The 15,276-nt window shown below is 71.5% G+C and carries 13 protein-coding genes; 12 read left to right on the top strand and 1 reads right to left on the bottom strand.

The genetic code is table 11. The annotated features are described in order from the left end of the window. The first annotated feature begins 469 nt into the window (after window positions 1-469). From hpnC to ACGFYV_RS32965, 12 genes are all read left to right on the top strand, one after another. Window positions 470-1,375, top strand: a complete 906-nt coding sequence (hpnC, locus tag ACGFYV_RS33020) for a squalene synthase HpnC (protein ID WP_393882200.1) — start codon at window positions 470-472, stop codon at window positions 1,373-1,375. After that, the gene (hpnD, locus tag ACGFYV_RS33015) at window positions 1,372-2,322 is read left to right on the top strand and encodes a presqualene diphosphate synthase HpnD (RefSeq protein WP_393882199.1); all 951 of its coding nucleotides are present in this window, start codon (window positions 1,372-1,374) and stop codon (window positions 2,320-2,322) included. The genes hpnC and hpnD overlap by 4 nt, the downstream gene beginning before the upstream one ends. A gap of 244 nt (window positions 2,323-2,566) precedes the next feature. After that, window positions 2,567-4,048, top strand: coding sequence for a hydroxysqualene dehydroxylase HpnE (gene hpnE, locus ACGFYV_RS33010; protein ID WP_393882198.1), 1,482 nt, complete (start codon window positions 2,567-2,569; stop codon window positions 4,046-4,048). After that, window positions 4,048-5,178: a polyprenyl synthetase family protein gene (locus tag ACGFYV_RS33005; RefSeq protein ID WP_393882197.1), complete on the top strand. Its 1,131-nt coding sequence runs from the start codon at window positions 4,048-4,050 to the stop codon at window positions 5,176-5,178. Before hpnE ends, ACGFYV_RS33005 begins: the two co-directional genes overlap by 1 nt. 116 nt (window positions 5,179-5,294) lie before the next feature. After that, the gene (gene shc / locus ACGFYV_RS33000) at window positions 5,295-7,373 is read left to right on the top strand and encodes a squalene--hopene cyclase (protein ID WP_393882196.1); all 2,079 of its coding nucleotides are present in this window, start codon (window positions 5,295-5,297) and stop codon (window positions 7,371-7,373) included. A gap of 1 nt (window position 7,374) precedes the next feature. After that, a complete protein-coding gene (locus ACGFYV_RS32995) occupies window positions 7,375-8,037 on the top strand; it encodes a 1-hydroxy-2-methyl-2-butenyl 4-diphosphate reductase (protein WP_393882195.1) in 663 nt (220 codons plus the stop codon). Between the two features lie 5 nt (window positions 8,038-8,042). Next, window positions 8,043-9,068 carry an adenosyl-hopene transferase HpnH gene (gene hpnH, locus ACGFYV_RS32990; protein WP_393882194.1) on the top strand — a complete coding sequence of 342 codons (1,026 nt, stop codon included), beginning with the start codon at window positions 8,043-8,045 and terminating at the stop codon, window positions 9,066-9,068. Window positions 9,069-9,072: 4 nt separating this feature from the next. Beyond that, window positions 9,073-10,188 carry a flavodoxin-dependent (E)-4-hydroxy-3-methylbut-2-enyl-diphosphate synthase gene (gene ispG / locus ACGFYV_RS32985; protein WP_393882193.1) on the top strand — a complete coding sequence of 372 codons (1,116 nt, stop codon included), beginning with the start codon at window positions 9,073-9,075 and terminating at the stop codon, window positions 10,186-10,188. 40 nt (window positions 10,189-10,228) lie between these two features. Then, window positions 10,229-12,127: a 1-deoxy-D-xylulose-5-phosphate synthase gene (dxs, locus tag ACGFYV_RS32980; RefSeq protein WP_393882192.1), complete on the top strand. Its 1,899-nt coding sequence runs from the start codon at window positions 10,229-10,231 to the stop codon at window positions 12,125-12,127. Next, entirely contained in the window at window positions 12,124-13,509 is a 1,386-nt protein-coding gene (locus ACGFYV_RS32975) for an aspartate aminotransferase family protein (protein WP_393882191.1), read from the top strand. Before dxs ends, ACGFYV_RS32975 begins: the two co-directional genes overlap by 4 nt. A gap of 79 nt (window positions 13,510-13,588) precedes the next feature. Further along, complete coding sequence (locus ACGFYV_RS32970) at window positions 13,589-14,212, top strand: helix-turn-helix domain-containing protein (RefSeq protein WP_393882190.1); 624 nt, start codon at window positions 13,589-13,591, stop codon at window positions 14,210-14,212. Further along, entirely contained in the window at window positions 14,209-14,331 is a 123-nt protein-coding gene (locus tag ACGFYV_RS32965; protein WP_393882189.1) for a DUF6126 family protein, read from the top strand. Before ACGFYV_RS32970 ends, ACGFYV_RS32965 begins: the two co-directional genes overlap by 4 nt. 112 nt (window positions 14,332-14,443) lie before the next feature. Here the strand turns inward: ACGFYV_RS32965 and ACGFYV_RS32960 are convergent, their stop codons facing one another. Beyond that, window positions 14,444-15,241, bottom strand: coding sequence for a tyrosine-protein phosphatase (locus tag ACGFYV_RS32960; RefSeq protein ID WP_393882188.1), 798 nt, complete (start codon window positions 15,239-15,241; stop codon window positions 14,444-14,446). Between the last annotated feature and the right edge of the window lie 35 nt (window positions 15,242-15,276).

Raw genomic sequence — 15,276 nt, 5'->3', positions numbered from 1 at the left:
CCCACCTCACCGGCACACCCCGAGCCCGCACCCGCACCAGCCACTTCGCAGCACTTCGCCCCGCCGACCAGACGATCGACGGGGCGAAGAAGACGCAGGGCCCCGGAATTAACCAACGGCATCGAAACGTCCCCGGCGGGGCCCCGCGTCTGCGTGCTCCAGCAAAGGAAGCGTCAACTCCGGTGTTCCGTAGGAATCTTGGCGCCAATCGGTGTGTTGTTGTGATCCGCAGGACACCCCCTGGGGCCCTGCCGCGTTGTACAACGTAAGCTGTACCGGTCCCGGAAAGCGGCAAGTGGGGCGATAACGCGCGACACCCTCCGCCGGGCGACCCCTCGGAGGGCAGAGCGGCGTGTCCGAAATAGAGTGTATCGGGTCAGCGGTGTAGAACGGGAGATGTGACGGCAATGGCTACGGAAACTCCCCAGCTCAGCGCAGCATGTGCCGTCCCCCCTCCGGGTAGCGCTCGGTGACGGGAAGAGACACGGCGCCGGAACTGGAGAGCGCCACCCTGGACAAGGCCGCGAGCGAGAACTTCCCCGTGGCGCCCTTCTTCCTGCCCCGCGACTGGCGCGACGACCTCATGGCCGTCTACGGCTTCGCCCGACTGGTGGACGACATCGGCGACGGCGACCTGGCCCCCGGCGGAGCCGACGCCCGCGCCCTCGGCGTGTCGGCCACCGAGGCCGAGGACCGGCTGGTCCTGCTCGACGCGTTCGAGGCCGACCTGCGCCGCGTCTTCGACCCCGCCCCCGCCGGCCCGCGCCACCCGCTGCTGCGCCGCCTGCGGCCCACCGTGCGCCGGCGCTCGCTGACCCCCGAACCGTTCCTCGGCCTGATCGCCGCCAACCGCCAGGACCAACTGGTCTCCCGCTACGAGACCTACGACGACCTCCTCGCCTACTGCGAACTGTCCGCCAACCCCGTCGGACGGCTCGTCCTCGGCGTCACCGGCACGGCGACCCCCGAGCGGATCCGGCTGTCCGACGCGATCTGCACCGCCCTGCAGATCGTCGAGCACCTCCAGGACGTCGCCGAGGACCTCGGCCGCGACCGGATCTACCTCCCCGCCGAGGACATGAAACGTTTCCACGTCCAGGAAACGGACCTCGCGGCGAAAACCGCGGGCGCATCGGTGCGCGCCCTGGTTGCATACGAGGCGCAACGCGCCCGCGATCTGCTGAATGAAGGCGCCCCCCTCGTGGGTAGCGTCCACGGCAGGTTGAAGCTGCTGCTCGCAGGGTTCGTGGCGGGAGGAAGGGCGGCGATCAGGGCGATCGCCGCCGCCGAATACGACGTACTTCCCGGCCCGCCCCGACCCGGCAAGGTCCAGTTGCTGCGCGAGGTGGGCGTGACCCTGCGAGGAAAGGGGTGATCCGGACCGTGGAGTCCTGGCCGCACGTGTCCGCACCGGTACTCGCCGCCTACAGCTACTGCGAGGCCGTCACCGGGCAGCAGGCCCGCAACTTCGCGTACGGCATCCGGCTGCTGCCGACGCCCAAGCGCCGCGCGATGTCGGCGCTGTACGCCTTCTCACGGCGGGTCGACGACATCGGCGACGGCGACCTGCCCGACGAGGTCAAGGTCACGCGCCTGGAAGACACCCGGGCGCTGCTCACGCGCGTCCGCGAGGGCGAGGTCGCCGACGACGACACCGACCCGGTGGCCGTCGCCCTCGCCCATGCCTCCCGCGTCTTCCCGATCCCGCTCGGCGGCCTGGACGAGCTGATCGACGGCGTCCAGATGGACGTGCGCGGGGAGACCTACGAGACCTGGGACGACCTCAAGGTCTACTGCCGCTGCGTGGCCGGCGCCATCGGCCGTCTCTCGCTCGGCGTCTTCGGCACCGAACCGGGCGCGCGGGGCACCGAGCGCGCACCCGAGTACGCCGACACCCTCGGCCTCGCGCTCCAGCTGACCAACATCCTGCGCGACGTCCGCGAGGACGCCGAGGGCGGCCGTACCTACCTGCCCGCCGACGACCTCGCCAAGTTCGGCTGCTCGGCCGGGTTCGCCGGGCCGACCCCGCCGGAGGGCTCCGACTTCGCCGGCCTCGTGCACTTCGAGGTGCGCCGGGCCCGTGCCCTGTTCGCCGAGGGCTACCGGCTGCTGCCCATGCTCGACCGGCGCAGCGGCGCCTGCGTCGCGGCCATGGCCGGCATCTACCGCCGGCTGCTGGACCGCATCGAGCGCGACCCGGAGGCCGTACTGCGCGGCCGGGTCTCGCTGCCCGGACGCGAGAAGGCGTACGTCGCCGTGCGCGGACTGTCCGGCCTGGACACCCGGCACGTCTCCCGGCGGACCGTCAGGAGGCGCGCCTGATGGACCTCACCGAGCCAGGGGACAGGCCACAGGCAACCCTTTGTCCCGGCACGGCGTCCCTGATCGCGAAGACCGGACACGCACCGTTCAGCCCGCATGCTCGTGCCCCGAAGGGGCGCGAGGCGGCGCTGGACGTGCGGCTGCCGCCGCGCGGGCGCGACACGCCACGACGGCTCCGCAGCCGGCCGACGGCCCATCGCGGCACCCTCAGCGGAGCGCTCGCGCACGGACGGAAGGACGCACGATGAGCGACGGCTCCCGCCCCGCGCGGGCGGACGGCCACACCCCGGCACCCGCGGGCGCGGCGGGCCGCAGCGCCGTCGTGGTCGGCGGCGGGCTCGCCGGGGCCACCGCGGCGCTCGCGCTCGCCGACGCGGGCGTCCGTGTCACCCTGCTCGAGAGCAGGCCCCGGCTGGGCGGCCTCGCCTTCTCCTTCCGGCGCGGCGACCTCACCGTCGACAACGGCCAGCACGTCTACCTGCGCTGCTGCACCGCCTACCGCTGGTTCCTCGACCGGATCCAGGGCACGGCGCTCGCACCGCTGCAGGACCGTCTGGACGTCCCCGTCGTGGACCTCGACAAGCCCGAGGGCAGGCGGCTCGGCAGGCTGCGGCGCGACCCGCTGCCCGTCCCGCTCCACCTGGGGCGCAGCCTGGCCACCTATCCCCACCTCTCGCTCACCGAGCGGGCCGCGGTCGGCCGGGCCGCGCTCGCGCTCAAGGGCCTCGACCTCGACGATCCCGCCCTGGACACCCAGGACTTCGGCAGCTGGCTGGCCGCGCACGGCCAGACGCCGCGTGCCGTCGAGGCCCTGTGGGACCTGGTCGGGGTGGCCACCCTCAACGCGGTCGCGGGCGACGCCTCGCTGGCGCTCGCCGCGAAGGTGTTCAAGACCGGTCTGCTGTCCGAACCGGGCGCGGCCGACATCGGCTGGGCCGGCGTCCCGCTGGGCGACCTGCACGACGGGCTGGCCCGCAAGGCACTCGACTCCGCCGGTGTCCGTACCGAACTGCGCACGCGCGTCACCTCCGTCTCCCGTAACGAGAACGGGAGCTGGAGCGTTCAGGTTCCCGGCGAGACGATCCCGGCGGACGCCGTCGTCCTCGCCGTACCCCAGCGCGAGACGCACGACCTGCTGCCGCCCGGCGCCCTCGACGCCCCCGAACGGCTCCTGGAGATCGGCACCGCGCCGATCCTCAACGTGCATGTCGTCTACGACCGCAAGGTCCTCGCCCAGCCCTTCTTCACGGCCCTCGGCACCCCCGTGCAGTGGGTCTTCGACCGCACCGACGCGTCCGGGCTGTTGAGGGGCGGGCCCGAAGGGCCTCCGAACAAGGGTGGTGGGCGACGGGCGGGACAGTACCTGGCGCTGTCCCAGTCGGCCGCGTACGACGACATCGACGCCCCGGTCTCCGCGCTCCGCGCGCGCTACCTGCCCGAACTGGAGCGCCTGATCCCGGGCACGCGCGGTGCCCGGGTGCAGGACTTCTTCGTGACCCGGGAGCGCACGGCGACCTTCGCCGCCCGTCCCGGCGTCGGGCGTCTGCGGCCCGGCGCCCGCACCAAAACCCCCGGCCTGTACCTGGCCGGAGCGTGGACCGCCACAGGGTGGCCCGCAACCATGGAGAGTGCGGTCCGCAGTGGAGTGAGCGCGGCCGATGCCGCGCTGAGCGCCCTGGGCCGGCCCCGCCCCAGCCACCTCTTCGCGTTCGAGGAGGCGGCCTGATGCTCGATCAGCAGCCGGCGGCAGGCCCCCGCACCCCCCGTACCGCAACAAGAGGAGAGACTGTGCCCACTGTGCCCCCGGCCTCGAGAGCCGCCGACGCGGTGGACGTGACCGCGCTGCTGGAGCGCGGGCGGACGCTGGCCACCCCGGTCCTGCGCGCGGCCGTGGACCGCCTGGCGTCTCCCATGGACACCGTCGCCGCCTACCACTTCGGCTGGATCGACGCCGCCGGCAACCCGGCCGACGGGGACGGCGGCAAGGCCGTACGACCCGCCCTCGCCGTCCTCTCCGCCGAGGTCACCGGCGCCGCACCCGAGGTGGGCATCCCGGGTGCCGTCGCCGTCGAACTCGTCCACAACTTCTCGCTGCTGCACGACGACCTGATGGACGGCGACGAGCAGCGCAGGCACCGTGACACCGTCTGGAAGGTTCACGGACCCGCCCAGGCCATCCTGGTCGGCGACGCCCTGTTCGCCCTCGGCAACGAGGTCCTGCTGGAACTCGGCACCGCCGAGGCCGGCCGCGCCACCCGCCGTCTGACCACCGCCACCCGCTCCCTGATCGACGGTCAGGCGCAGGACATCTCCTACGAGCACCGCGACCGCGTCAGTGTCGAGGAGTGCCTGGAGATGGAGGGCAACAAGACCGGCGCGCTGCTCGCCTGCGCCTGTTCGGTCGGCGCGGTCCTCGGCGGCGCCGACGACCGCACCGCCGACACCCTGGAGAAGTACGGCTACCACCTCGGCCTCGCCTTCCAGGCCGTCGACGACCTCCTCGGCATCTGGGGCGACCCGGACGCCACCGGCAAGCAGACCTGGAGCGACCTGCGCCAGCGCAAGAAGTCCCTCCCGGTGGTGGCCGCGCTCGCGGCGGGCGGCCCGGCCTCCGAGCGGCTCGGCGAGATCCTCGCCGCCGACGCCAAGAGCAGCGACTTCGCGAACTTCTCCGAAGAGGAGTTCGCGGCCCGCGCCGCCCTCATCGAGGAGGCGGGCGGCCGTGAGTGGACGGCCGGGGAAGCGCGCCGTCAGCACACCATCGCCGTCCAGGCACTCGACGCGGTCGACATGCCCGACCGGGTGCGCGCCGCCTTCACGGCGCTCGCCGACTTCGTCGTCGTACGGAAGAGATGATCACTACCGGGCGCATAGCCCTCGCTTAGTCGCCGGCCGGTCCTGTGGAACGACAGGTACCGGCCGACGGCGGACCCGCAGCAGCACGACTCGCACGACTGCACGAAGGGGAAGCCATGACAGCGACGACCGACGGAAGCACCGGGGCGACCGTTCCGCCTCGCGCAGCCGCGGCCAGCGACAACGACATCACCATCCCCGCGGCGGCCGGGGTACAAGAAGCCGCCTCCCACGCCGCGAGGCGCGCCACCGACTTCCTGCTCGCCCGGCAGGACGCGCAGGGCTGGTGGAAGGGCGACCTCGAGACGAACGTCACCATGGACGCCGAGGACCTGCTGCTCCGTCAGTTCCTGGGCATCCTCGACGAGAAGACCACGCAGGCCGCCGCGATGTTCATCCGCGGCGAGCAGCGCGAGGACGGCGCCTGGGCCACCTTCCACGGCGGGCCCGGTGAACTCTCCACCACCGTCGAGGCGTACGTCGCCCTCCGCCTCGCGGGCGACGCCCCCGACGCCCCGCACATGGCGAAGGCGTCCGCCTGGATCCGTGAGCGCGGCGGGATCGCCGCCTCCCGTGTCTTCACCCGGATCTGGCTCGCCCTGTTCGGCTGGTGGAAGTGGGACGACCTGCCCGAACTCCCGCCGGAACTCATCTACTTCCCGACCTGGTTCCCGCTCAACATCTACAACTTCGGGTGCTGGGCGCGGCAGACCATCGTGCCGCTCACCGTCGTCTCCGCCAAACGCCCGGTGCGTCCGGCGCCGTTCGCGCTGGACGAGCTGCACACCGACCCGGCGAACCCCAACCCGCCGCAGCCGCTCGCCCCGGTGGCGAGCTGGGACGGGCTCTTCCAGCGGCTCGACAAGGTGGTCCGCGGCTATCGCAAGGTCGCCGTGCGCCGGCTGCGCAAGGCCGCGCTGAACTCAGCGGCACGCTGGATCGTCGAGCGGCAGGAGAACGACGGCTGCTGGGGCGGCATCCAGCCCCCGGCCGTGTACTCCGTCATCGCCCTGCACCTGCTCGGCTACGACCTCCAGCACCCGGTGCTGCGCGAGGGCCTCGCGTCGCTGGACCGCTTCGCCGTGTGGTGCGAGGACGGCGCCCGGATGATCGAGGCCTGCCAGTCCCCGGTCTGGGACACCTGCCTCGCCACCATCGCGCTCGTCGACGCAGGGCTGCCCGTCGACCACCCGCAACTGGTCAAGGCCGCCGACTGGATGCTCGGCGAGGAGATCGTGCGGCCCGGCGACTGGGCCGTACGCCGCCCCCAGCTCCCGCCGGGCGGCTGGGCGTTCGAGTTCCACAACGACAACTACCCGGACATCGACGACACCGCCGAGGTCGCGCTCGCGCTGCGCCGGGTCCGGCACCACGACCCCGAGCAGGTGGACGGGGCGATCGGCCGCGGGGTGCGCTGGAACCTGGGGATGCAGTCGAAGAACGGCGCATGGGGCGCGTTCGACGTCGACAACACCAGCCCGTTCCCCAACCGGCTGCCCTTCTGCGACTTCGGCGAGGTCATCGACCCGCCGTCCGCGGACGTCACCGCGCACGTGGTGGAGATGCTCGCCGCCGAGGGCCTCGCCCACGACCCGCGCACCCGGCGCGGCATCGACTGGCTGCTGGCCGAACAGGAGCCGGACGGCTCGTGGTTCGGGCGCTGGGGCGTCAACTACGTCTACGGCACCGGCTCGGTGGTGCCCGCCCTGACCGCGGCCGGCCTGCCGGCCTCCCACCCGGCGATCCGGCGGGCGGTGACCTGGCTGGAGCGTGTCCAGAACGACGACGGCGGCTGGGGCGAGGACCTGCGCTCCTACAAGCACGTCAAGGAGTGGAGTGGCCGCGGCGCCTCCACGGCCTCCCAGACGGCGTGGGCGCTGATGGCACTGCTCGCGGCGGGGGAGCACGACTCCAAGGCCGTCGAGCGCGGCGTGCGCTGGCTGGCCGACACCCAGCGGGAGGACGGCTCCTGGGACGAGCCGTACTTCACCGGCACCGGCTTCCCCTGGGACTTCTCCATCAACTACCACCTGTACCGGCAGGTGTTCCCGCTCACCGCGCTCGGCCGGTATCTGTACGGGGACCCCTTCGAGCGCGGCCTCCTCACCAGGAAGCCACTGGCGGAGGCCAAGTCACCCGCAGAGGCCAAGTCACCCGCCGAGGCGAAGCCACCGGCCGAGGCGAAGGTGAGCTGACTTGAGCGACCAGCCCGTCCCGGCCCCGCTGCTGATCGCCTGCGCGCTCGGCATCGAGCACCTCGCCCTGCGCACCGGCGAACGCGGTGTGCGGCGCGGGGGCGCGGGGGGTGCGGGCGGGCCGGTGAGCTTCCTCCGTACGGGCATGGGGCCCCGTGCGGCGGAACGCTCCGTCACCCGGCTCCTCGGTGAACCGGCGCTGGCCGACGCGGCCGTGCTGGCCACCGGCTTCTGCGCCGGGCTCGCCCCCGGGATGCACCCCGGCGACCTGGTCGTCGCCGAGGAGACCCGGGACCCGCGCGGGACCGTCCCGTGCGTGAGTACCGAATTGCTGGTGAAGGAACTCGTGCGCGCCGTTCCCGGGCGCACGGTCCACACCGGCCCGCTCACCGGCTCCGACCACGTCGTGCGTGGCCCGGAGCGATCCGAACTGCTGGCGACCGGCGCGATCGCGGTCGACATGGAGTCGGCGGCCACGCTTCTGAGCGCCGTGCGTACGGGCGAGCGCCCCGTTGCGGCTGTCCGGGTGGTCGTGGACGCTCCGGAACATGAGCTCGTCCGGATCGGCACGGTGCGCGGTGGAATATCGGCTTTCCGAGTTCTCCGTTCTGTACTGCCCGCTTTTTTCGAATGGCACCGTTCTTTGCTGCTCCCCCGGAGGTGAGCCAGATGGCCATGCCGTTGCGTCAGTCCATCAAGGTCGCTACATATCTGCTCGAACAAAAGCTCAGGAAGCGGGACAAGTTCGCCCTGCTCGTCGAGCTGGAGCCGCTGTTCGCGTGCAACCTCAAGTGCGAGGGCTGCGGGAAGATCCAGCACCCGGCAGGCGTCCTCAAGCAGCGGATGCCCGTCGCCCAGGCCGTGGGCGCGGTCCTGGAATCCGGTGCGCCGATGGTGTCCATCGCCGGTGGAGAACCGTTGATGCACCCTCAGATCGACGAGATCGTACGGCAGTTGGTCGCCAGGAAGAAGTTCGTGTTCCTGTGCACGAACGCACTTCTCATGCGCAAGAAGATGGACAAGTTCACGCCGTCGCCGTACTTCGCGTGGGCCGTGCACATCGACGGACTGCGCGAGCGGCACGACGCCTCGGTCGCGAAGGAGGGCACCTTCGACGAGGCGGTCGAGGCCATCAAGGAGGCCAAGCGGCGCGGCTTCCGGGTGACCACCAACTCGACCTTCTTCAACACCGACACCCCGCAGACCGTCGTCGAGGTGCTGAACTTCCTCAACGACGACCTGGAGGTCGACGAGATGATGCTCTCGCCCGCCTACGCCTACGAGAAGGCACCCGACCAGGAGCACTTCCTCGGCGTGCAGCAGACCCGCGAGCTGTTCAAGAAGGCCTTCGCGGGCGGCAACCGCGCCAAGTGGCGGCTCAACCAGAGCCCGCTCTTCCTTGACTTCCTCGAAGGCAAGGTCGACTTCCCGTGCACGGCCTGGGCGATCCCGAGCTACTCGCTCTTCGGCTGGCAGCGCCCCTGCTACCTGATGAGCGACGGCTACGTGGCCACGTACCGCGAACTCCTCGAAGACACCGACTGGGACAAGTACGGCCGCGGCAAGGACCCGCGCTGCGCCAACTGCATGGCGCACTGCGGCTACGAACCGACCGCCGTGCTCGCCACGATGGGCTCCCTCAAGGAGTCGCTGCGGGCCGCGCGCGAGACGATGACGAGCGGAAAGCAGGACTGACGCCGTGGCCGCCGTACCGCTCGGCGTCCCCGAGGTACCGGTCCGGCCGGTCGCACCGCGGCGCGTGTCGCGGCAGATCCAGGTCGGGCCGGTGGCGGTCGGGGGCGGAGCCCCGGTGTCGGTGCAGTCGATGACGACGACCCGTACGTCGGACATCGGCGCCACCCTGCAGCAGATCGCGGAACTCACCGCGTCCGGCTGCCAGATCGTCCGCGTCGCCTGCCCCACGCAGGACGACGCGGACGCCCTCGCGACCATCGCCGGGAAGTCGCAGATCCCGGTGATCGCGGACATCCACTTCCAGCCGAAGTACGTGTTCGCGGCGATCGAGGCCGGCTGCGCCGCGGTCCGCGTGAACCCCGGAAACATCAAGAAGTTCGACGACCAGGTGGGTCAGATCGCGCGGGCCGCGAAGGACCACGGCACCCCGATCCGGATCGGCGTCAACGCGGGCTCGCTGGACGGGCGCCTGCTGCGCAAGTACGGCAGGGCCACCCCGGAAGCCCTGGTCGAGAGCGCGCTGTGGGAGGCGTCCCTTTTCGAGGAGCACGACTTCCGGGACATCAAGATCTCCGTCAAGCACAACGACCCGGTCGTGATGATCGAGGCGTACAGGCAGCTCGCCGAGGCCTGCGCGTACCCGCTCCATCTCGGCGTCACGGAGGCCGGCCCGGCCTTCCAGGGCACGATCAAGTCGGCGGTGGCGTTCGGGGCGCTGCTGTCGCGGGGGATCGGCGACACCATCCGGGTCTCGCTGAGCGCCCCGCCCGCCGAGGAGGTCAAGGTCGGCATCCAGATCCTTCAGTCCCTGGGGCTGCGGCAGCGGCGCCTGGAGATCGTCTCCTGCCCGTCGTGCGGTCGCGCCCAGGTCGACGTGTACAAGCTGGCCGACGAGGTCAGCGCGGGTCTGGACGGCCTGGAAGTGCCGCTCCGGGTCGCGGTGATGGGCTGTGTGGTCAACGGTCCGGGAGAGGCGCGGGAGGCCGATCTCGGGGTCGCCTCGGGCAACGGCAAGGGGCAGATCTTCGTGAAGGGCGAAGTCGTCAGGACCGTCCCCGAGTCGAAGATCGTCGAGACCCTGATCGAGGAGGCCATGAGGCTGGCCGAGCAGTCGAAGTGAGTTGAGCAGAGGCACGGCACGGAAGAAGAGGGGGCCCAGCGTGACGATTCTGGAGAGCATCAGGGGACCACATGACCTGAAGGCGCTGTCCGAGGCGGAACTGGGTGAACTGTCCACGGAGATCAGGGAGTTCCTGGTGCAGGCGGTGGCGAGAACCGGCGGCCACCTCGGGCCCAACCTGGGGGTGGTGGAACTGTCCATCGCGCTCCACCGGGTCTTCGAGTCGCCCGTCGACCGCATCCTGTGGGACACCGGCCACCAGGCCTACGTCCACAAGCTGCTGACGGGACGTCAGGACTTCTCCAAGCTGCGCGGCAAGGGCGGCCTGTCCGGCTACCCCTCGCGCGAGGAGTCCGAGCACGACGTCATCGAGAACAGCCACGCCTCCACCGCGCTCGGCTGGGCCGACGGCCTCGCCAAGGCCAACCAGGTGCGGGGGGACAAGGGCCATGTGGTCGCGGTCATCGGCGACGGCGCGCTGACCGGCGGCATGGCCTGGGAAGCGCTGAACAACATCGCGGCAGCCAAGGACCGGCCGCTGATCATCGTCGTCAACGACAACGAACGCTCCTACGCCCCCACCATCGGCGGCCTCGCCAACCACCTGGCCACCCTGCGCACCACCGACGGCTACGAGAAGGTCCTCGCCTGGGGCAAGGAGGTCCTGCAGCGCACCCCGGTCGTCGGCAACACGATCTACGAGTCCCTGCACGGCGCGAAGAAGGGCTTCAAGGACGCCTTCGCCCCGCAGGGCATGTTCGAGGACCTGGGCCTGAAGTACGTCGGCCCGATCGACGGCCACGACATCAAGGCCGTCGAGTCCGCGCTGCGCCGCGCCAAGCGCTTCCACGGCCCGGTCCTGGTCCACTGCCTCACGGAGAAGGGCCGCGGGTTCGAACCGGCCCTCGCCCACGAGGAGGACCACTTCCACACCGTCGGCGTGATGGACCCGCTGACCTGCGCCCCGCTCGTGCCCTCCAGCGGCCCGTCCTGGACCTCGGTGTTCGGCGAGGAGATCGTCAGGATCGGCGAGGAGCGCGAGGACGTCGTGGCGATCACGGCTGCCATGCTGCACCCGGTGGGCCTCGGCGCCTTCGCCGAGCGCTTCCCGGACCGGGTGTGGGACGTGGGCATCGCCGAGCAGCACGCGGCCGTCTCCGCCGCCGGCCTCGCGACCGGCGGACTGCATCCGGTCGTCGCCGTCTACGCCACCTTCCTCAACCGCGCCTTCGACCAGCTGCTGATGGACGTGGCCCTGCACCGCTGCGGGGTCACCTTCGTGCTGGACCGGGCCGGTGTCACGGGTGTGGACGGCGCCTCGCACAACGGCATGTGGGACATGTCCGTCCTCCAGGTCGTCCCCGGCCTCAGGATCGCCGCCCCGCGCGACGCCGACCAGCTGCGCGCCCAGCTGCGCGAGGCCGTCGCCGTGGACGACGCCCCCACCCTGGTCCGCTTCCCGAAGGAGTCCGTAGGCCCGGAAATCCCGGCGGTCGGGCACGTCGGCGGCATGGACGTCCTGCACCGCGCCGAACGCCCCCAGGTGCTGCTGGTGGCCGTCGGCGTGATGGCGCCGGTCTGCCTCCAGACCGCCGACCTGCTCCAGGCGCGGGGCATCGGCTGCACGGTGGTGGACCCCCGCTGGGTCAAGCCCGTCGACCCCGCACTGCCGGGGCTGGCCGCCGAACACCGCCTGGTGGCCGTCGTGGAGGACAACAGCCGTGCGGCCGGCGTCGGTTCGGCCGTCGCGCTGGCCCTCGGTGACGCCGACGTGGACGTGCCGGTACGGCGGTTCGGCATCCCGGAGCAGTTCCTCGCGCACGCCAAACGCGGCGAGGTGCTGGCGGACATCGGTCTCACGCCCGTCGAGATCGCCGGGCGGATCAGCGCGAGCCTGGCCGTCGGCGACGCGGACGGCACAGCCAAGGAGAAGGAATGAGCAAGGAGTTCGACCTCGGCGCCCTCCTCGCCGAGCGCGGAGCCGAACGCTACGAGCTGCACGCGCGATACCTCAACCCGCAGCTCCCGCGCATGCTGCACACCATCGGCTTCGACAAGGTCTACGAGCGGGCCGAGGGCGCCCACTTCTTCGACGCGGACGGCAACGACTACCTGGACATGCTCGCCGGGTTCGGGGTGATGGGCCTCGGCCGCCACCACCCGGTCGTCCGCAAGGCGCTGCACGACGTCCTCGACCTGAACCTCGCCGACCTGACCCGGTTCGACTGCCAGCCGCTGCCCGGCCTGCTCGGCGAGCGGCTCCTCGCCCACAGCCCGCACCTGGACCGGGTGTTCTTCGGCAACAGCGGCACCGAGGCCGTCGAGACCGCCCTCAAGTTCGCCCGCTACGCCACCGGGAAGCGGCGGATCCTCTACTGCGACCACGCCTTCCACGGCCTGACCACCGGCTCCCTGTCGGTCAACGGCGAGGACGGCTTCCGCGACGGCTTCGCCCCCTTGCTGCCCGACACCGCCGTACCCCTCGGCGATCTCGACGCTCTCGCACGGGAGTTGAAGAAGGGCGACGTGGCCGCCCTGATCGTCGAGCCGATCCAGGGCAAGGGCGTGCACGAGGCACCGCCCGGCTATCTGCGCGCCGCGCAGGAACTGCTGCACAAGCACAAGGCGCTGCTCATCGCCGATGAGGTGCAGACCGGCCTCGGCCGCACCGGCGACTTCTACGCCTACCAGCACGAGGACGGCGTGGAACCCGACCTGGTGTGCGTGTCCAAGGCCCTGTCCGGCGGCTACGTCCCGGTCAGCGCCACCCTGGGCAAGGACTGGATCTTCAAGAAGGTCTACTCGTCCATGGACCGCGTCCTGGTCCACTCGGCGAGCTTCGGGTCCAACGCCCAGGCGATGGCCGCGGGCCTCGCCGTGCTGTCGGTCATGGAGAACGAGCAGACCGTCGCGCGGGCGCGGGCCACCGGCGACCTGCTGAAGTCCAGGCTCAGCGCCCTGATCGACCGGTACGAGCTGCTCGCCGACGTCCGCGGCCGGGGCCTGATGATCGGCATCGAGTTCGGCCGGCCGAGCTCGCTGAAGCTGCGTGGCCGCTGGACCATGCTCCAGACCGCCAGGAAGGGCCTGTTCGCCCAGATGGTGGTCGTGCCGCTGCTGCAGCGCCACCGGATCCTCACCCAGGTCTCCGGCGACCACCTTGAGGTGATCAAGCTGATCCCGCCCCTGGTCGTCGACGAGGCGGACGTGGAGCGTTTCGTCGAGGCCTTCACCGCGGTCATGGACGACGCGCACAGCGGCGGCGGCCTGATGTGGGACTTCGGCAAGACACTGATCAAGCAGGCGGTGGCCAACCGCTGAGCCCGGCCCGCCCTGTCCGGCTTTTTGCCTCTGAGGCAAGAGATTTGCCGCAGGGGCAAGATTCGGGCTGAATGGAGGCATGAACGCCTCAGAAGCCGTGCCACCGGCGGGCGAGGGCGACGACCTGCCCGCCGTGGCGCCGCAGCTGCGTGCCCTGCGCCGGCGCGCCGGCCTGACCCTGGAGGCCGCGGCCCGGTCCGCCGGGCTCTCACCGGCCCATCTCTCCCGGCTGGAGACCGGCCGGCGCCAGCCCTCGCTGCCGATGCTCCTCGCGCTCGCCCGTATCTACGGTACGACCGTCTCGGAGCTGCTCGGCGAGGCGGTCGCCGACCGGGACGCCGTCGTGCGCGCCGCCGACATGGAGCCCACCCACGCGGGCGGCTGGACCTACGTCCAGACCGGCGCCCCCGGGCGCGCCATGCAGGCACTGCGCGTCCAGGTGCCGTACCGCACCCAGGGCGACATCGTGCGCGTCCACCCCGGCGAGGAGTGGCTCTACGTCCTGCGGGGCCGTCTGCGGGTGCGCCTCGGAGACACCGCGCACCTGCTCGGGCCCGGTGACAGCGCGCACTTCGACTCGCTCACCCCGCACCGCCTCGCCGCCGAGGACCCGGACGGCGTGGAACTGCTGTTCGTCCACACCCTGCTGCAGAGCCCCACGGCCTCGCTGTGCCTGGGCCACCTGACCGGAGAACTGCCATGAGCAACTTCGAAGAGAAGTTCCCCCGCTCCCTGTGGATCCGTCTCCTCATCTACATCGCCGTCGGCCATCTCTTCGCCGCGTTCCTCTACCTGCTGTTCGAGGTGGGCGCCAAGAGCTGAGACGGCCGCCGCCGAGGGCGGAGCCGGCGCGCGGGAGCCGGTGCGTGGCGGCCTGGTGCGCGGGGCTGGGGTGCGCGGGGGCCTGGTGTGCGGGGGCCTGGTGTGCGGGACTTCAGTCCACCAGGCGCTCGCGCAGCCGCTCGCGGGTCCCGGACGTGAGGCCCAGACCCCGCTCCAGGTAGGTGTCGACCCCGCCCCACGTGTCGTCGATGCTCTCGAAGGCCGCCGTCAGGTACTCGGCGCGCGCGTCGAAGAGCGGGCTGAGCAGCTCCATCACCTCGGGCGTGTACGCGCTCTCCGCGCTGCCGCTGCGCCGGACGTTGTAGCGGCGGTGCTTGGCGTTGGACTCCAGGTAGTCCGCGACGATGGCGTCGCGCTCCACGCCCACGGCGAGGAGTGTGACGGCTATGGAGATGCCCGCGCGGTCCTTGCCCGCCGCACAGTGCATCAGCGCGGGCACGCTGTCCTCGGCGACGGCGTGCAGCACCCGGGAGTGCTCGGCGGTGCGCTCCTTGACGATCGTCCGGTACGAGGCGACCATCCGGGCCGCCGCCTTGCCGTCGTCGAGGATGTCGCGCAACTGGTGGAGGTCGCCGTCGCGGACCATCTTCCAGAACTCGGCGCCGTCCGCCGGGTCGCTCAGCGGCAGGTTCACGTTCCGCACGCCGGGCAGCTCGACGTCCGGGCCCTCCAGCCTGTGGTCGGCCGCGTTGCGGAAGTCGAAGATCGTGTGCAGATCCAGGGAGGCGAGGAAGTCCGCGTCCTGCTCGGTCGCGTGCGCGAGGTGGCCGCTGCGGAACAGCACTCCGTGGCGCACCCGTCGCCCGTCGACGGTGGGCAGCCCGCCCACGTCACGGAAATTGCGGACTCCGGCCAGTTCGGGCTCGGTCGACGGGACCTGCTGGGTCACGGGGGCTCCTCCCGGTCGGTCCCGCCGACGCGACT

The sequence above is a fragment of the Streptomyces sp. NPDC048297 genome (assembly GCF_043201585.1).
Lineage (GTDB): Bacteria > Actinomycetota > Actinomycetes > Streptomycetales > Streptomycetaceae > Streptomyces.
Note: the sequence above shows the minus strand (reverse complement) of the source record. Positions and strands in the feature narration are given on the sequence as shown.